This is a genomic window from Streptococcus mitis B6 (assembly GCF_000027165.1).
Lineage (GTDB): Bacteria > Bacillota > Bacilli > Lactobacillales > Streptococcaceae > Streptococcus > Streptococcus mitis_AR.
Genome location: NC_013853.1, coordinates 127615 through 146760, shown reverse-complemented (window position 1 = coordinate 146760; position 19146 = coordinate 127615). Strand labels below are relative to the sequence as shown.

Below are 19146 nucleotides of genomic sequence, written 5' to 3'. Positions count from 1 at the left end.
CCCACCTATCCCTTAATAGACAGGCTACGCAGGACTATGCGTAAGGTTGTTAGATTATGTAAGATAGAGAGATTTGAAGGACTGAGCCAATTAAACAAGCCAAAGCCAATCAAACTACTATTTACGACAACGGTATCTTGAATATTCTTCTTGATGAGTGTTTGCAAAGATGATGATAGCCAATCCAACTCTTGGAAGAAATCCAAGCGATTATCTAACAATAAGATATCGCTCATCTGCTTAGAAATATCTGCACTCTCATTCATCACCACACCGATATCTGATAGGGTTAGAGCCGCTGAGTCATTTAATCCATCTCCAACCATCAAAATAGTGTGACCTGCTTTCTGAAGTTCCTCTACTAACTCAAATTTCCCATCAGGTTTCAAGTCTGTATAGACCTGATCAAAAGGCAAATCTTTGACTAATTCCTCTGTTCTAACCAAGGTGTCCCCTGTTGCCAGAATCAATTTTTTCCCTTGTGCCTTAAGTTTCTCCAAGGCCGCTTTTGCTTCTTTTCTCAAAGGAGTATGAATGCAGAACATTCCAATCAATTCATTCTGATAAGCCAAGAATAAGAGATTGTAGTGACTCTTGTACTCTTCAATTAAAGCATTTTGTTCTAAACTGATATGAATCTGCTCATCCTGTATCAAGACATAATTTCCAATAACAACTGGTTGCCCATCTATATGAGATTTGATCCCCTTACTTGCGATATATTGGAGTTTCCCATGCATTTCCTCATGTTCAATTCCCTCTATCTCAGCTTGCTTGACAATGGCATTAGCGATAGGATGATAGATGTGTTCCTCAAGACAGGCGCTGATTCTTAAGATTTCTTCCTCACTATAGTCTCCAAAAGGTAACACCTTTTCAACTATAGGATAGCTAGTTGTAATTGTCCCAGTCTTATCAAATAAGAAGGTATCGACTTCCAGATATTTCTCCAGAACATCCCCATCCTTAATCACCATTTCACGATTCAACCCCTCCTTGATAGCTGTCAAATAAGCTACAGGAGTAGAGATTTTCAAAGCGCAGGAGAAATCGACCAATAGAAAAGAAATAGCCTTAGAAAAGGAACCTGTTAATAGGTAAGTCAGCCCAGCCCCCAAGAAATTATATTTGACGACCTTATCCGCCATCTTGATGAAATAGCGTTGTTTCGTTTTCTTGTTTTCTTCAGATTTCTTCATCAACTCAATCAGCTGTAAAATACGGCTGTTCATCTGATTATCGGTTACACGAATGCGTAACTCTCCAGTTTCTAATACTGTATTTGCACAAACCAAATCAGACTCTCTTTTTTCAACTGGAAAACTCTCTCCTGTCAAGGAACTTTCGTTGACCATACCTAAACCTGAAACTACTTGTCCATCAAACAGAATTTCATTTCCTTGAGATAGGACCAAGACATCTCCTATTTGAACATCGGAACTCTTGATACTAACAACCGTATCGCCCTGTACTAAGAATACATCACTCTCTTTTGCAAGAAGGCTCTGTTCTAAATCTGTTGCAGTTTTTTTCAAGGACCACTGGTCTAAATGATTCCCCAAAGCAAGCATAAACATGATGTTGCTGGCAGTCTTGGATTGGTTCATAAACAAAGACAATAAAATAGCCGAACAGTCCAAGACTTCCATCGTTAGTTCCTTACGCGCTAGTGTTTGATAGGCTTCTTTAACATATCCAAAAGCCTGATAACAGGTCCATATATAGCGAATAGGAGACGGCACAAGACTACGAAAAAGCACACGCTTAATCGCTGCACCTGAAACGATAGAATAGGCACTTTCTTCTCTACGAACAGGAAGAGTCATCAACTCCGAAACTTTCCCTTTATCGATTTTTTTTAAAAAGGCTTCTGCATTATCTAATACAGAAAAGCCTTCTTTTATACGTAGAGTAAAATGCTGTTGATCCATGTAAAACTGGATAGACTCAATCCCCTTTTCATCTCTCGCCAAGGAACGAAGATAGTCTTGAATATCCAAGGTGAGTGAAAAAGAAGATGATAGTCGGATATGTTGATATCCTCTATATAGCACTTTAAAAGACATATTATTCCCCTATAAGGCTATCTAATTGCTCTTCTTTTTTCTCTTGCTCGTACAAATATTTGGCATCTTGCAAAACATCGTCTCCATGTTGTTTCACAACAGAAACAGATGCATCTAGCTCGTCTTTTAACTTGTAAGCCTTAGCCAAAGCTTTAGAATAACCTTTTTTAGCTTCCTTACTTGCTAAGATTTTCAAACCAAGGGTACCAAATGCGACACCACCCAAAAAGAGTGATGATTTTTTCGCAACTTTTGCAACGCTTAATACTTCTTTTAACATATTTATTTCCTCCTTATCATTATTATATAGCAATTTCGATATAAAAGCAATTTCATTCTATAAATTGGAGAATTAGTTTTATTTCTACTGAATCTCCCATCTACTTATTCCTAAAGTTGCTTTCATTTGCCTCTTTTGATACACTTAAACTATGAATACAAATCTCAAACCCAAACTTCAACGTTTTGCTTCTGCGACTGCCTTTGCCTGTCCTATCTGTCAAGAAAATCTGACCTTAGTAGAGAGCAGTCTCAAATGCAACAACCGCCATTCTTTTGACTTGGCTAAATTTGGCTATGTCAATCTAGCACCTCAAATCAAGCAATCTGCCAACTACGACAAGGAAAATTTTCAAAACCGTCAACAAATCCTAGAAGCTGGATTTTATCAAGCTATTCTAGAGGTCGTCTCTGATTTACTTGCTAGCTCAAAAAATGCCAAAACAATTTTAGATATCGGTTGTGGTGAAGGATTCTATTCTCGCAAACTCCAAGAAAGTCATCCTGACAAAACCTTCTATGCCTTTGATATTTCAAAAGATTCTATCCAAATCGCTGCCAAGAGTGAAGCAAACTGGGCAGTCAATTGGTTCGTTGGTGACTTAGCTCGTCTTCCTATAAAAGACGCTAGCATGAATATCCTACTAGATATCTTTTCACCTGCCAACTATGGAGAATTTCGTCGCGTTTTATCCAAAGATGGTATCCTGATAAAGGTCATTCCAACTGAAAATCACCTCAAAGAAATCCGCCAGAAGGTACAAGACCAGCTGACAAACAAGGACTATTCTAATCAAGACATTAAAAATCATTTCCAAGAACACTTTACCATCCTATCTAGTCAAACTGCCTCTCTGACCAAATCTATCACAGCAGAGCAGCTTCAAACCCTACTCAGCATGACTCCCCTACTCTTTCATGTCGACCAGAGCAAGATAGACTGGAGCAACTTGACAGAGATTACCATTGAGGCAGAGATTCTTATTGGACAAGCACTGTAATCAGCATATACAAAAAACCGCATTTCAAGAAGATCTGCGGTTTTAAATTTCAATTTTTAAACTATCTATCCGAAAAATTTAGGAAATTTACCAATTCTGAGTTCTAATCTTTATTCTCGATTCGAGATAACAAACTTATCAATAAACAGTAAGTGATATAAGGCCAGTACCGAACCCCAGAAACTACCACGAAGAGAGAGTTCTTGATGATTGAGAGGAAACAAATCGTGGTTACCTATATAGAGGCAGGTCAAAATGATAAATAAAATCCAAAATAAACCCTACATTCTTAAAATAACTTAGTACATAAATGATAATGCTGTCGCCGCCATCAATATTGCAAGAACTATTTTCCAAATTTTTTTATTTTTTCCAAAAATCTTATCAGGTAACAAGCTTATTACAAAAAAGGTAATAAACAACACCAATTTTGTATATATCATAAAAACACCTTCTTTCCTACAATTATATTATAATACTTGATGTAAACGGATGCAAGAAATATGAGGTAATCAACTACGAAGAAATATAAGGATGAAATAAAGTGTTATGCGTTCACTGTATCTATGATTTCCATCTTTTTAAGATAAGATGGACCCAAATCCACAGCATTCAAAAAAAGCGAATTTCAATCGAAACTCGCTTTTTTACAAAATGTATTAGTATAAACTTGTATCTTAGTTCAAGTGCCAGATATCTTCGTTATACTGAGCGATTGTACGGTCAGATGAGAAGAATCCTGCTTTAGCAATGTTTACGATAACTTTATCCAACCATGCGTCACGGTCTTCGTAGTCAGCCAACATTTGCTCTTTCACTTTGATGTAGTCTTCCAAGTCAAGAAGAGTCATGAACCAGTCTTTGTTGATCAATTCATTGTAAAGACGTTCCAAGCGCTCTTTGTTTCCAGCTGCAAGAACTGCATCGCTAACGATGAAGTCAACTAATGGCTTGATAGCTTTACGAGCGTAGAATTCGCTTGATTTGTAAGCTGCTTTTGCGTAAAGATCGATAACAGTTTCTGAATCTTCACCGAAGATGTAGATGTTTTCGTCGCCAACCAACTCAGCGATTTCTACGTTAGCACCGTCCATAGTACCAAGAGTCAAAGCTCCGTTCAACATGAATTTCATGTTACCAGTACCTGAAGCTTCTTTAGAAGCAAGTGAGATTTGTTCTGAGATATCACATGCTGGGATAAGGAAGCTTGCTGCAGTAACGTTGTAGTTTTCAACCATAACTACTTGCAAGTGTGGAGCTACTGCTGGATCGTTAGCAATAACTTCTGACATGCAAAGGATCAAGTGGATGATGTCTTGAGCGATTGTGTAGGCTGGAGCTGCTTTACCACCAAAGAAGATTGTGATTGGGCGAGCAGGGATGTTACCAGCTTTGATGTCAAGGTATTTGTGGATTACGTACAAAGCGTTCATTTGTTGGCGTTTGTACTCGTGAAGACGTTTGATTTGGATGTCAAAGATAGAGTTTGGATTGATTTCCACACCTTGGTGTTCTTTCAAGTGACGAGCCAATTTACGTTTGTTGTGAGCCTTGATACTTTCCAATTTTTCTTTGACAGCTGCTTTGTCTTCGTAAGACAAGAGTTTTTCAAGCTCATCCGCTTCATGGTGCCAACCTTCTCCAAGAATCTCATCCAAGTAGTGAGACAAGCTTGGGTTAGCATGCATAAGCCAACGACGGAAAGTGATACCGTTTGTTTTGTTGTTGAATTTTTCTGGGTAAAGGTCGTAGAAAGCTTTCAACTCAGAGTTCTTCAAGATTTCAGTGTGAAGTGCTGCTACCCCGTTAACACTGTATCCGTAGTGGATATCCATGTGAGCCATGTGAACACGTCCGCTCTCATCGATGATTTGGACAGCTGGATCTTTCACTTCTGCTTTCACGCGACGGTCCAATTCTTCGATAATTGGTACCAAGTGAGGAACCACTTCTTGCAAGAATTCAAGAGGCCATTTTTCAAGGGCTTCAGCAAGGATTGTGTGGTTAGTGTAGGCAGTCATGCTACGAACGATTGAGATTGCTTCGTCAAGTTCGATACCACGAGCAGTCAAAAGACGGATCAACTCAGGAATAACCATTGATGGGTGAGTATCGTTGATTTGGACAACTGCGTAGTCAGCAAGGTCATGCAAGTTGCTTCCTTTTTCGATTGCTTCTTCGATGATCAATTGCGCACCGTTTGAAACCATGAAGTATTGTTGGAAGATACGGAGCAATTCACCTTGACGGTCACTATCATCTGGGTAAAGGAAAAGAGTCAAGTTGCGAGCGATATCTGTCTTGTCAAAGTTGATACCGTCTTTAATGATTGAAGAATCAACTGAATCCAAGTCAAACAAACGCAAGCGGTTCTTCGTTTCTGTCTTGTAACCAGGTACATCGATATCGTAAAGAGTTGATGTCAATGTGAAGTGAGCAAATGGTACTTGGTAGCTGCGACTTGAGCGAACCAACCAGTTTTGCTCTGTCAACCATGCATTTGGAATTGTTTCTTGTTGGTTGTTTTTAAGAACTTGTTGGAATAGACCAAAGTGGTAGTTAAGACCAACACCGTCACCGTTCAAACCAAGAGTAGCAATTGAATCGATAAAGCAGGCAGCCAAACGTCCCAAACCACCATTACCAAGAGATGGTTCCAATTCAACTTCTTCAACTTCAATCAAGTCTTTACCTGCAGCTGCAAGTTCTTTTTTAACATCGTCGTAAAGACCAAGGTTGATCAAGTTGTTTGACAAGAGTTTACCAATCAAGAACTCAGCTGAGATGTAGTAAACTTTTTTCTTACCAGTGTTAACTGGTTTTTTGCTACTTGCAAGCTTGCTGTAGTTAAGAAGAGCAAGGTAAAGCTCTTCATTGCTACATTCTGCAATGGTTTTATTGTAACGATTTTGTACAAATTCTTGTAGTGATAACATGTTTAAGGTGTCTCCTGATATTGTATTATTTCTTTAATTCTACCAAATTCTCATTGATTCGGCGATAAATTGTTGTCAAGTCAAGCAAGCCTTCCTCGACAGCTGGTGTCAATTGATCTTCAGTCATACGCCAAGACCAGTTTCCACCAAGGGTAGATGGGAAGTTCATACGAGCTGCCTCATCCAATTCTAGCAAATCTTGCATAGTTGCAATTGCCATGAAACTAACTGATGAAAAGACTGTACGAAGCATAGCATGTGGCACTGTTTCGTATTCTTTACGGTTCGTGTAGCGCGCCATGTACTCACGAGTCGCATCATCGATCTCGTTACGGTACCAACCAAGGACCGTATTGTTATCGTGTGTTCCTGTGTACATAACTGAGTTAGCAGGTGCCAAGTGTGGGCTATCGATGCTTTCGTCTTCTGGGTTGAAGGCAAATTGAAGAATCTTCATTCCTGGGAAGCCAGTACGTTCACGCAATTCGATAACTTCATCAGTCATGAAGCCAAGGTCTTCAGCGATGATGTTTAGCTCACCAAGTTCTTCCTTAACGGCTGCAAAAAGCTTGTAACCAGGACCTTTCACCCACTCACCAGGTGCTGCTGTATCAGAACCAGCAGGGATTTCCCAGTAAGATTCGAAGCCACGGAAGTGGTCAATACGAACGATGTCGTAGATTTTGAAGCTTTCACGCAAGCGCTCAATCCACCATTTGTAGCCATCTTTGTCCATTGCTTCCCAGTCATAGATTGGGTTACCCCAAAGCTGACCAGTGGCAGAAAATTCATCTGGTGGGCATCCTGCGATGCAAGTAGCCTTACCATTGACATCTGTCTTGAAGAGATGTGGATTTGCCCACATATCGCTTGAATCTTCCGCTACGTAAATTGGCATGTCTCCAACGATTTCGATGTGGTTGTCGTTAGCGTAAGCTTTCAATTTCAACCATTGTTGGAAGAAGAAGTATTGAGTCACACGGTGGTAAACCAACTTGTCTGCCAATTGCTCACGGTAGCTTTCAAGTGCTGAAGCTTTACGAGCACGAGCATCTGCATCTGGCCATTCAGTCCAAGCAAGATTATCAAAATGCTCTTTGATAGCCATATACTCTGCAAAGAGTTCAAGCCATGATTGGTTGTCTTGAGCAAATTTCTCAAAATCTTTAACATCTCCTACTTCCAAGAAACGTTTTACCGCTTTTTCTAGAAGAGGACGACGTGCATAGTAGATTTTCGCATAGTCAACTTCAGACGCATCGCTACCAAAGTCAACCCCTTCAAGGTCACTTGCTTGCAACAAGCCTTGTTCCACCAAGATATCTAAATCGATAAAATGAGTGTTTCCTGCAAAGGCTGAGAAAGATTGGTAAGGAGAGTCTCCGTAACTAGTTGTTCCTAGTGGAAGGATTTGCCAGTAACGTTGTTTTGTGCGAACCAAGAAATCAACGAAGTCGTAAGCACTTTTACCAAATGATCCGATTCCGTATGCCCCTGGAAGAGAAGAAATGTGCATCAACACACCACTTTGACGTTTTTTCATAATAAGCACCTCATGTGTTTATAGTTAGATATTACATTTTTACGAACGCAAACGTTTGCGTTACTATCAGTATATCTCATTTTTTTGATAAATGCAAGCGGTTTTAAAAAACTTTTTTGATTATTTTTTAAAAAGTTTTTCTTCTTACCCGTATATATATACTTTCAGAAAACAAACAAAATAGGAATAAGGTTTTCACTTATCTTATGATCTGGAAAGAAAGTAGCAAATCTCTTTAGTTTCCATCTGTAAATTAGGCAATCGTTTTCTCAACTTTTTTTAAAATTTAAAATAAAAACTATTTTTGACTTTTCTACTATTATATAACGATAAAGCGTTTACTTTTTTTACAATTTTTTAAAAAATTTTTACAAAAAACACTTGCAACCGCTTTCTGATTGTGTTATACTAGTCCCATAAAGGAAAACGTTTGCGTTTCCCTCATTATAAAATTTGTTATTCTTTAGGAGGAATACACTATGTCATCTAAATTCATGAAGAGCGCTGCTGTGCTTGGAACTGTTACACTTGCTAGCTTGCTTTTGGTAGCTTGCGGAAGCAAATCTGCTGATAAGGCTGCTGATTCTGGTTCATCTGAAGCGAAAGAACTCACTGTATATGTAGACGAGGGATATAAGAGCTATATTGAAGAAGTTGCTAAAGCTTATGAAAAAGATTCTGGAGTAAAAGTTACTATTAAAACTGGTGATGCTCTAGGAGGCCTTGATAAACTTTCACTTGACAACCAATCTGGTGATGTCCCTGACATTATGATGGCTCCATACGACCGTGTAGGTAGCCTCGGTACTGACGGACAACTTTCAGAAGTGAAATTGAGCGACAGCGCTAAAACAGATGATAAAACTAAATCTCTTGTAACAGCTGCTGACGGTAAAGTTTACGGTGCTCCAGCCGTTATCGAGTCACTCGTTATGTACTACAACAAAGACTTGATAAAAGAAGCTCCAAAAACTTTTGCTGACTTAGAAAACCTTGCTAAAGATAGCAAATATGCCTTCGCTGGTGAAGACGGCAAAACTACTGCCTTCCTAGCTGACTGGACAAACTTCTACTATGCATACGGACTTCTTGCTGGTAACGGTGCTTACGTATTCGGACAAAACGGTAAAGACGCTAAAGACATCGGTCTTGCAAACGAAGGTTCAATTACAGGTATCAATTACGCTAAATCTTGGTATGAAAAATGGCCTAAAGGTATGCAAGATACTGAAGGTGCTGGAAACTTGATCCAAACTCATTTCCAAGAAGGTAAAACAGCTGCTATCATCGACGGACCTTGGAAAGCTCAAGCCTTTAAAGATGCTAAAGTAAACTACGGTGTTGCAACTATCCCAACTCTTCCAAATGGAAAAGAATATGCTGCCTTCGGTGGTGGTAAAGCTTGGGTCATCCCTCAAGCCACTAAGAACCTTGAAGCTTCTCAAAAATTTGTAGACTTCCTTGTTTCAACTGAACAACAAAAAGTATTATACGATAAGACTAACGAAATCCCAGCTAACACTGAGGCTCGTTCATATGCTGAAGGTAAAAACGATGAGTTGACAACAGCTGTTATCAAACAGTTCAAGAACGCTCAACCAATGCCAAACATCTCTCAAATGTCTGCAGTTTGGGATCCAGCGAAAAATATGCTCTTTGATGCTGTAAGTGGTAAGAAAGATGCGAAAACAGCTGCTAACGACGCTGTAACAAGGATCAAAGAAACAATCAAACAAAAATTTGGTGAATAAGAAATTTGTTCAAGGGGGGTGGAATTCAAATCCCCCTTTGAATTTATCAATCAAAAACATATATAATTTAGGTTTTAATTAGAAACCAGTATCCTATGAAAGGAGTTATTATGGAAAAGCAACAACCTAGTAAAGCAGCTCTGCTGTCTATCATTCCTGGGTTAGGACAGATTTACAATAAACAAAAAGCCAAAGGTTTTATCTTCCTTGGTGTAACCATCGTATTCGTCCTTTACTTCCTAGCACTTGCAGCCCCTGAATTGAGCAATCTCATCACTCTTGGTGACAAACCAGGTCGTGATAATTCCCTCTTTATGCTGATTCGTGGTGCCTTCCATTTAATCTTTGTAGTTGTTTATGTACTCTTTTATTTCGCAAATATCAAAGATGCACATACAACTGCCAAACACATTAACAATGGCATACCAGTAGCACTTACCTTTAAAGAAATGGTCAAAGGGATCTATGAAAATGGCTTCCCTTACCTCTTAATCATTCCATCTTATGTTGCCATGACTTTTGCGATTATCTTCCCAGTTATCGTAACCTTGATGATCGCCTTTACCAACTATGACTTCCAGCACTTGCCACCAAACAAATTGTTGGACTGGGTTGGTTTGACCAACTTTACGAACATCTGGAGTTTGAGTACCTTCCGTTCTGCCTTTGGTGCCGTTCTTTCTTGGACTATCATCTGGGCTTTGGCTGCCTCAACTTTACAGATCGTCATCGGTATCTTCACAGCTATCATTGCTAACCAACCATTTATCAAAGGAAAACGTATCTTCGGTGTTATTTTCCTTCTTCCTTGGGCTGTTCCAGCCTTCATCACTATCTTGACATTCTCAAACATGTTTAACGATAGTGTCGGAGCTATCAACACTCAAGTATTGCCAATCTTGGCTAAATTCCTTCCTTTCCTCGATGGGGCTCTTATTCCTTGGAAAACAGACCCAACTTGGACTAAGATTGCCTTGATTATGATGCAAGGTTGGCTTGGATTCCCATACATCTACGTTTTGACCTTGGGTATCTTACAATCTATTCCTAACGACCTTTACGAAGCAGCTTATATTGACGGTGCCAATGCTTGGCAAAAATTCCGCAACATCACTTTCCCAATGATCTTGGCTGTTGCGGCACCTACTTTGATTAGCCAATACACCTTCAACTTTAACAACTTCTCTATCATGTACCTCTTCAATGGTGGAGGACCTGGTAGTGTCGGTGGTGGAGCTGGTTCAACCGATATCTTGATCTCATGGATCTACCGTTTGACAACAGGTACATCTCCTCAATACTCAATGGCGGCAGCTGTTACCTTGATTATCTCTATCATTGTCATCTCAATCTCTATGATCGCATTCAAGAAACTACACGCATTTGATATGGAGGACGTCTAAGATGAATAACTCAATTAAACTCAAACGTAGACTGACTCAAACCCTTACTTACCTCTACTTGATTGGTCTATCAATCGTGATTATCTATCCACTGTTGATTACCATCATGTCAGCCTTTAAAGCAGGTAACGTCGCAGCCTTTAAACTCGATACTAACATCGACTTCAATTTTGATAACTTTAAAGGACTCTTTACTGAAACTCTATACGGTACTTGGTATCTCAATACCTTGATTATCGCCTTGGTTACTATGGCGGTTCAAACAAGTATCATCGTACTTGCTGGTTATGCCTACAGCCGTTACAACTTCTTGGCTCGTAAACAAAGTTTGGTTTTCTTCCTGATTATCCAAATGGTGCCAACCATGGCCGCTTTGACAGCCTTCTTTGTTATGGCACTTATGTTGAACGCCCTTAACCACAGCTGGTTCCTCATCTTCCTTTATGTTGGTGGTGGTATCCCGATGAATGCTTGGCTCATGAAAGGCTACTTCGATACAGTGCCAATGTCTCTAGACGAATCTGCAAAACTAGACGGTGCAGGACACTTCCGCCGCTTCTGGCAAATTGTTCTTCCACTTGTTCGCCCAATGGTTGCCGTACAAGCTCTCTGGGCCTTCATGGGACCTTTTGGAGACTATATCCTTTCTAGTTTCTTGCTTCGTGAGAAAGAATACTTTACTGTTGCCGTAGGTCTCCAAACCTTCGTTAGCAATGTGAAAAACTTGAAGATTGCCTACTTCTCAGCAGGGGCTATCCTCATTGCCCTTCCAATCTGTATTCTCTTCTTCTTCCTACAAAAGAACTTTGTTTCAGGACTTACAAGTGGTGGCGACAAGGGATAATATATCCCCGCCACCCTTTTTCATTTTATACTCTTCGAAAATCTCTTCAAACCACGTCAGCTTTATCTGCAACCTCAAAGCTGTGCTTTGAGCAACCTGCGGCTAGCTTCCTAGTTTGCTCTTTGATTTTCATTGAGTATTAGCGATTGTTACTGTAAATAACATCCTTGCGACAAGCAATTTGTCCCCTAGACTTGAAATAAAGCACATTTCTCTATATAATAATACTCATATAGAAAACACCTTTTAGAAAGATACCTATGCTTCCATATCCATTTTCCTATTTTTCAAGTATTTGGGGATTTCGTAAACCCCTGTCCAAACGTTTCGGGCTCAACTGGTTTCAACTGCTCTTTACCAGTATCTTCCTTATCAGCTTATCTATGGTACCTATTGCCATCCAAAACAGTTCGCAGGAGACTTATCCGTTAGAAACCTTTATCGATAATGTCTATGAACCATTGACAGATGAGGTTGTCCAGGATCTCTCCGAACATGCTGCAATTGTTGATGGTAAATTTACTTATACAGGAACAGCTAGTCAAGCCCCTTCTCTTTTAATCGGTCCAAGTCAAAGCAAGGAATTACCTAAGGACTTGCAATTGCATTTCGATACGAATGAGCTCGTCATCAGCAAGGAAAGTAAAGAGCTGACCCGTATCTCTTACCGAGCGATTGAGACTGAGAGTTTCAAAAGTAAAGACAGCTTGACCCAAGCCATTTCTAAAGACTGGTACCAGCAGAATCGTATCTATATCAGTCTCTTTCTAGTTATCGGTGCGAGCTTCCTCTTTGGTTTGAATTTCTTTATCGTCTCGCTAGGAGCGAGTCTTCTCCTTTATATCACTAAGAAATCACGCCTCTTTTCATTTAGGACCTTTAAAGAGTGCTACCATTTTATCTTGAACTGTTTAGGATTACCAACTCTGATTACGCTTATTTTGGGATTATTTGGCCAAAATATGTCAAACCTCATCACTGTACAAAACATTCTTTTTGTCCTTTATCTGGTCACTATCTTTTATAAAACGCACTTCCGTGATCCAGATTACCATAAATAGGAGATTTTTATGCCCGTTACGATTAAAGATGTGGCCAAGGCTGCAGGTGTCTCACCTTCAACCGTAACCCGTGTTATTCAAAACAAATCAACCATCAGCGACGAAACAAAAAAACGCGTTCGCAAGGCTATGAAGGAGCTCAATTACCATCCCAACCTCAACGCTCGCAGCTTAGTGAGCAGTTATACCCAAGTTATCGGCTTGGTCCTTCCTGACGATTCAGACGCCTTCTATCAAAATCCTTTCTTCCCATCTGTCCTCCGTGGTATCGCCCAAGTCGCATCTGAAAACCACTATGCCATTCAGATTGCAACAGGTAAAGATGAAAAAGAGCGCCTTAAAGCGATTTCACAGATGGTTTACGGTAAACGTGTGGATGGTTTGATTTTCCTTTATGCCGAAGAGGAAGATCCCTTGGTCAAACTAGTTGCTGATGAGCAGTTCCCCTTCCTCATCCTAGGAAAATCCATTTCACCCTTTATCCCTCTTGTTGACAATGACAATGTCCAAGCTGGGTTTGATGCAACCGAATATTTCATCAAAAAAGGCTGCAAACGAATTGCCTTCATTGGAGGGACTAAGCGACTCTTCGTAACGCAAGACCGTTTAACAGGCTATGAGTCAGCCCTCAAGCAATACCAACTGCCTCTTGATAATAACTTGACCTATTTTGCGAACGAATTCCTAGAAGAAAAAGGTTATCAATTCAGTAAGCGTTTGTTTAAACACGATCCTATGATTGATGCTATCATCACAACTGATAGCCTCCTAGCTGAAGGGGTCTGTGACTACATCGCTAAGCACCAGCTGGATGTCCCTGTTCTCAGCTTCGACTCAGTCAATCCCAAGCTTAACTTGGCAGCCTATGTCGATATCAATAGCTTGGAACTTGGTCGTGTTTCCCTTGAAACCATCCTCCAGATTATCAACGATGCTAAAAGCAATAAACAAATTTGTTATCGTCAGTTGATTGCCCACAAAATTATCGAAAAATAAAAACCAGCTCGCGCTGGTTTTTTTGGTTACTAATTTTCTGTTTCAACGAATCGTCCCAAAATATGGACATTCTCAGATACAGAGACAAAGGCGCTTGGGTCCACCTGTTTCATAATCTGTTTAAATTCATTAAACTCTGCACGTGTAATAACAGTAATTAAAACTGCCTTTCTCTCGTGATTATAGGTTCCTTCTGCATCGTGAATCATGGTTGCTCCACGATGTAATTTTTTATGGATTTTTTCAATTACCTTGTCTGGATGATTGGTCACAATCATGGCCTGCATCCGTTTTTGCTTGGTAAAGACCGCATCTGTTACACGGCTAGAGACAAAGATGGTAATCATAGAGTAGAGAGCATATTTCCAACCAAAGGTCAAACCAGCTATCAGCATGATGGTCCCATTTACCAAGAAAGAAATACTACCGACGTTCTTACCTGTTTTCTTGCGAATGGTCAGGCTGACGATATCCGTCCCACCACTGGAGATATTGTTGCGAAGAGCAAAACCAATTCCCAAGCCCATGACAACGCCCCCAAAAAGGGCATTGATAATGGGATCCTCCGTCAAGGTTGCCACAGGGACAAACTGGATAAAGAAGGAACTCATGGATACCGTGATAAAGGTAAAGACGGTGAACTTATGGCCAATCTGATACCAAGCTAAGACCATCAAAGGGAAGTTAATGGCGTAGAAGGTTAGCGAAATCGGAATGTGAAAACCAAACAAGTGATTACTCAAGGCAGAGATAATCTGTGCCAGACCTGTCGCACCACTCGAATACACATGCCCCGGTTGGAAAAAGAAATTGACCGCTACTGCTGATAAAAAACCATAGACCAGTGAGGCCGAAATCTTCTCATCATATTTTTCCCGAGAGATGCTTTGTAAGACACGTAAAATTTTTATCTGATGAGCAAAGCGGCGCAGATAATAGCGCCACCGCTTAATTCGTTTTGCTTGTTTCATCTTCTTCTACTTGTAAGCTGAGTTCCTCTAGTTGTTTGAGAGCGACTGTTGAAGGAGCTTGTGTCATTGGGTCAGTTGCCTTGTTGTTTTTAGGGAAAGCAATGACTTCACGGATATTTTCTTCTCCTGCTAAGAGCATGACAAATCGGTCAAGCCCGATAGCCAAACCACCGTGTGGTGGGAAACCATAGTCCATGGCTTCAAGAAGGAAGCCAAACTGGTCATTTGCTTCTTCGGCTGAGAAACCAAGAGCCTTGAACATACGTTCTTGAAGGTCTTTTTGGTTGATACGAAGGCTACCACCACCAAGCTCATAACCATTCAAGACGATATCGTAAGCAATGGCACGAACCTTAGCCAAATCACCTTCTAATTCGTGAGTTGTCTCTTCTTGTGGAAGGGTGAACGGATGGTGGGCGCTCATGTAGCGACCTTCTTCTTCAGACCATTCAAACATTGGCCAGTCAACCACCCAAAGGAAGTTGAATTTATCGTTATCGATCAAGCCAAGCTCTTTGGCAATACGTCCACGAAGGGCACCGAGCGTTGCATTGGCCACTTCAAGCGTATCTGCCACAAAGAGAACCAAGTCCTTGTCTTCAAGCGCAAGCGCTGCTGTCAATTCTGCTTGGATGCTAGTCAAGAACTTAGCAACTGGTCCGTTTAATTCTCCATCAACTACCTTGACCCAAGCAAGACCTTTGGCACCATACTGTTTGGCTACTTCCGTCATCTTGTCGATGTCTTTACGTGAATAGTTGTCCGCAGCGCCTTTGACTACAATTGCTTTTACAGCAGGTACTTCTGAAAAGACTTTAAAGTCTACACATTTGACCACTTCTGTCAAGTTCTGAAGCAACATGTCAAAACGCGTATCAGGTTTGTCAGAACCGTAAAGAGCCATCGCATCATCGTATTTCATACGAGGGAATGGAAGCGTCACTTCGATGCCTTTGGTTTCTTTCATCACGCGCGCAATCAAGCCTTCTGTAATATCTTGGATTTCTTGCTCAGTAAGGAATGATGTTTCCAAGTCGACCTGGGTAAACTCAGGCTGGCGGTCACCACGTAAGTCCTCGTCACGGAAACATTTAACGATTTGGTAATAGCGGTCAAAACCAGCATTCATCAAGAGTTGTTTCGTGATTTGCGGACTTTGAGGAAGAGCGTAAAAATGCCCTTTATTAACACGAGACGGCACCAAATAGTCACGCGCCCCTTCTGGCGTTGACTTAGAAAGGAATGGTGTCTCCACGTCGATAAACTCCAACTCATCCAAGTAATTTCGGATAGAGTGGGTCACCTTAGCACGAAGTTTGAGATTTTCCAACATTTCTGGACGACGAAGGTCAAGGTAACGGTAACGCAAACGCGTATCGTCATTGGCTTCAATCCCATCCTTAATCTCAAATGGTGTTGTCTTAGCTGTGTTAAGCACTGTCAGAGCTGTCACGTTTAACTCAACTGCACCAGTTGGTAACTTATCATTGGCTTGCTCACGCGCAGCGACCTGTCCAGTCACCTCGATAACAAATTCACTACGAAGGCTTTCAGCTGTTGCCATAACCTCTGCAGATACTTTTTCAGGGTTGATAACCAACTGCATGATTCCTTCACGGTCACGAAGATCTATAAAGATCAAACCACCAAGGTCACGACGACGGCCTACCCATCCTTTCAAGGTTATTTCTTGTCCGATGTGTTCCTCACGAACACGACCAGCATACATACTACGTTTCATGTTTTCTCTCCTCTTTTATTCTGTTACTATTTTACCATAAAAGCGCAGGCTCTTCATGAAAATCATCAGAAAAGTTTGCCAGTCTTTAAAAATTAACGCCCATACAAAAATCCGATGAACTTCATCGGACTCTTTTATTTTGAATTTTTGCCTGCTTTACGCTTTTCAGCTATTTCAGCTGCCTTTCGAGGCAAGACGATTTCCGTCGTATAAGCTGTCCCAAAACGCCAGATACCAGCAATAGGGGCAAAGACTACTGCGAGATGGCTGTAGAAGAAATCGCCCTTAAAGGCATAAGATAGTCCCCCAATGATGAAAAATAGAACGACTGCTTGAATCACTGCTAATAAAATTACTCGTTTCATGTGACCTCCTGACTCTATTATAGCATGAGAATCATCAAAAAGCTGACTAAATTATTCAAAGCGTGGAGAGAAATACTGTAGACCAGACCTTTTCGACTTACATAAGCCAGACCCAAACTCAATCCTAGACTAGCATAAACTAAAAACTGTTGCAAAGTTCCTGGAGAATGAATCAAGGCAAACAGAACACTCGACACCAGAAGGAAAAGCAGAGTTTGTTTGCTATTGTCCTGCTTAGGAAAGAGATAGCGTGCTAACATCCCTCTAAAGATGAGTTCTTCCGTCAAAGGAGCAAAAATATTAATAGCAAAGAATGAGAAAAGTGGCTGAGCCAAGGTCAGGTCTGTCGCTGTTTGCTGATTTACCGAAGGATCATTTGGTAGGAAAAATTGAACGGCAAGAGATAAGAACCAAACCAAGGCAGGGAGCCAAATAAATCGGTTGAAGCCACTCTTCTCAATATGGACAGGACCTTTCTGGTACCATTTATAAATGACGTACACATATACTCCAGCCAGGGCCACATAAAGCAAGGTAGTAGCATAGGGTGAAGCGCCTAGATTCAAAGCTTCTACAGCCCCACTCTGAACGGTACCATAGATAAACACAAAGGATAGAAGGGCTAGAAGAAACCAGCCAAATTTTTTAAGTAATTTCATAAAGTTCCCCTATCTTGCTTTATAGCTATTTTTCAATACAAAGAGGTTTGCTATTCCTAACACAAGTACCCAGGCAAGTAACATACCGATGTTAGAAAAAGATATTTCTCCACCTTTTTTATTTAAAAGATTTACAATAGGACCGACGAACGAGTAATCTAACACTTTCTGAGCCGTATCATTTTGAAGAGCAATTATAGGTAAAAAAGAGACGATTAACATAGGAAAAATACTATAAACTTGCGCTTTAGATTGAGTATCTGACACCGCACCGATTAGAAGGTTGAGAAAAATAATACTAATAGTTGCTAGGAGCAAATAGATAACGTAGGCAAATAAGTAACCTGATAGATCTACTTTAAGATAGACTGGGAGTAAAATCATTCCAAGCAACATTATCAACATAGGGAGAACAAGCATACTAAAAGTATATTCTGTTGCTGTCACACCACTTAGAATGAGTGATTTGAGATTTCGTTTTTCCTTATCTTCTGCCATCATAATCGATACCATATAACCACTTCCCATGCTCAAGACCATCGTCAAGCTAGCAGATAGTAAAAATAGGCTCAATTGTCCATTCTTATTTGAAAATTCATTATATAGAACAGCAATACCAAAAGGCATCAATAAAGTCGCTAACAAAGTTGAATTGCTAATAAGAACTTGCACTCTTAACCATAGTAGGGCATTTAATTTTCTAAACATCTAACTTTTCTCCTGTCAATCTGATAAAGATCTCTTCTAAAGTCGGCTCACAAGAGTGAACCACCATCAAATCTGTCGTGTCTAAATGTGGCAATTCTTCAAATGGAACTATCTGTTCTCGTCCATCTTTATAAGCTACACGTACTTTCTTATCCACATGGTACTTCTGGATAATATCTTGTGGACTTCCATACTCTATTAAGTTTCCCTTATTCAAAAGAGATAGGCGATCACAAAGCAGAGTTGCTTCATGCATATCATGCGTGGTCAGAAAGATAGTTGTCCCCGCCTGCTTTAATTCTTGAAGTAAGCTATGAATCATCTTAGATGTTGTAGGGTCTAAGCCACTGGTTGGCTCATCTAAAAAGAGAATCTTAGGAGCATTCAGAAGGGCACGAGCCAAGAACATTCGTTGTTTCATTCCTGTAGATAGTTTTTCTGCGATAATATCTTTAGCATCTGCCAATCCAACCTGTTGGAGCACCTGATTTACTCTATCTGACTTGAGACCATATAACTTAGCATAGATGAGAAGATTTTTATAAAGACTCATCTTTTCATAAAAACCACTGCCATCACTAACTATACCGATTTGTTCCAAATCATTTGAAGTTAAATCTTGAGAATTCTTGCCTAACAAAATTGTGTTACCTTGATCTGCAGCCAACTGACCTGTCAAGACATTGATCATGGTTGTTTTACCTGAGCCAGAAGGGCCAAGAAAACCAAAGATTTCACCTTCCTTAATCTCAAAAGAAATCTGATGAAGAGCTTTTTTGCTCCCAAAACTTTTGCTTACATTTTCAACACGAATCATAGAAA

At 40.3% G+C, this 19146-nt stretch carries 16 protein-coding genes; 6 read left to right on the top strand and 10 right to left on the bottom strand.

Features of this window, described 5'->3' with window-relative positions:
• Nucleotides 1-5: 5 nt before the first annotated feature.
• Both SMI_RS00720 and SMI_RS00715 read right to left on the bottom strand, forming a co-directional pair.
• Nucleotides 6-2066, bottom strand: a complete 2061-nt coding sequence (locus SMI_RS00720) for a heavy metal translocating P-type ATPase (protein ID WP_000008810.1) — start codon at nt 2064-2066, stop codon at nt 6-8.
• 1 nt (nt 2067) lies between these two features.
• Entirely contained in the window at nt 2068-2346 is a 279-nt protein-coding gene (locus SMI_RS00715) for a DUF6110 family protein (protein ID WP_000910903.1), read from the bottom strand.
• A 151-nt stretch (nt 2347-2497) separates the two neighbouring features.
• Between SMI_RS00715 and SMI_RS00710 the strand changes: the two genes are divergently transcribed.
• Nucleotides 2498-3346, top strand: coding sequence for a putative RNA methyltransferase (locus SMI_RS00710; protein WP_001095525.1), 849 nt, complete (start codon nt 2498-2500; stop codon nt 3344-3346).
• Nucleotides 3347-4023: 677 nt separating this feature from the next.
• Here SMI_RS00710 and glgP read toward each other — a convergent pair.
• Entirely contained in the window at nt 4024-6282 is a 2259-nt protein-coding gene (gene glgP, locus SMI_RS00705) for a glycogen/starch/alpha-glucan family phosphorylase (protein WP_000950133.1), read from the bottom strand.
• Nucleotides 6283-6307: 25 nt separating this feature from the next.
• Nucleotides 6308-7825: a 4-alpha-glucanotransferase gene (gene malQ / locus SMI_RS00700; protein WP_000747274.1), complete on the bottom strand. Its 1518-nt coding sequence runs from the start codon at nt 7823-7825 to the stop codon at nt 6308-6310.
• 479 nt (nt 7826-8304) lie between these two features.
• Between malQ and SMI_RS00695 the strand changes: the two genes are divergently transcribed.
• From SMI_RS00695 to SMI_RS00675, 5 genes are all read left to right on the top strand, one after another.
• Entirely contained in the window at nt 8305-9576 is a 1272-nt protein-coding gene (locus tag SMI_RS00695) for an extracellular solute-binding protein (protein ID WP_000095472.1), read from the top strand.
• 110 nt (nt 9577-9686) lie between these two features.
• Nucleotides 9687-10979, top strand: coding sequence for a sugar ABC transporter permease (locus SMI_RS00690; protein WP_000414956.1), 1293 nt, complete (start codon nt 9687-9689; stop codon nt 10977-10979).
• A 1-nt stretch (nt 10980) separates the two neighbouring features.
• Nucleotides 10981-11823, top strand: a complete 843-nt coding sequence (locus SMI_RS00685) for a sugar ABC transporter permease (RefSeq protein WP_001065643.1) — start codon at nt 10981-10983, stop codon at nt 11821-11823.
• Nucleotides 11824-12083: 260 nt separating this feature from the next.
• A complete protein-coding gene (locus tag SMI_RS00680; protein ID WP_000938246.1) occupies nt 12084-12884 on the top strand; it encodes a DUF1189 domain-containing protein in 801 nt (266 codons plus the stop codon).
• A gap of 9 nt (nt 12885-12893) precedes the next feature.
• A complete protein-coding gene (locus SMI_RS00675; protein WP_001145423.1) occupies nt 12894-13880 on the top strand; it encodes a LacI family DNA-binding transcriptional regulator in 987 nt (328 codons plus the stop codon).
• 29 nt (nt 13881-13909) lie between these two features.
• On the opposite strand, the gene SMI_RS00670 is transcribed toward SMI_RS00675, so the two are convergent.
• The 6 genes from SMI_RS00670 to SMI_RS00645 form a co-directional block, all read right to left on the bottom strand.
• Nucleotides 13910-14851 (bottom strand): YitT family protein, encoded by a 942-nt coding sequence (locus tag SMI_RS00670; protein ID WP_000806274.1) that lies wholly within the window; start codon nt 14849-14851, stop codon nt 13910-13912.
• Nucleotides 14829-16592, bottom strand: a complete 1764-nt coding sequence (gene aspS, locus SMI_RS00665) for an aspartate--tRNA ligase (protein WP_000830900.1) — start codon at nt 16590-16592, stop codon at nt 14829-14831. The genes SMI_RS00670 and aspS overlap by 23 nt, the downstream gene beginning before the upstream one ends.
• 134 nt (nt 16593-16726) lie before the next feature.
• Entirely contained in the window at nt 16727-16957 is a 231-nt protein-coding gene (locus SMI_RS00660) for a membrane protein (RefSeq protein WP_000832196.1), read from the bottom strand.
• Between the two features lie 17 nt (nt 16958-16974).
• The gene (locus tag SMI_RS00655) at nt 16975-17616 is read right to left on the bottom strand and encodes a CPBP family intramembrane glutamic endopeptidase (protein WP_000771020.1); all 642 of its coding nucleotides are present in this window, start codon (nt 17614-17616) and stop codon (nt 16975-16977) included.
• A 9-nt stretch (nt 17617-17625) separates the two neighbouring features.
• Entirely contained in the window at nt 17626-18324 is a 699-nt protein-coding gene (locus SMI_RS00650) for an ABC transporter permease (RefSeq protein ID WP_000488859.1), read from the bottom strand.
• Nucleotides 18317-19141 carry an ABC transporter ATP-binding protein gene (locus SMI_RS00645; protein ID WP_000621679.1) on the bottom strand — a complete coding sequence of 275 codons (825 nt, stop codon included), beginning with the start codon at nt 19139-19141 and terminating at the stop codon, nt 18317-18319. The genes SMI_RS00650 and SMI_RS00645 overlap by 8 nt, the downstream gene beginning before the upstream one ends.
• Nucleotides 19142-19146 lie beyond the last annotated feature (5 nt).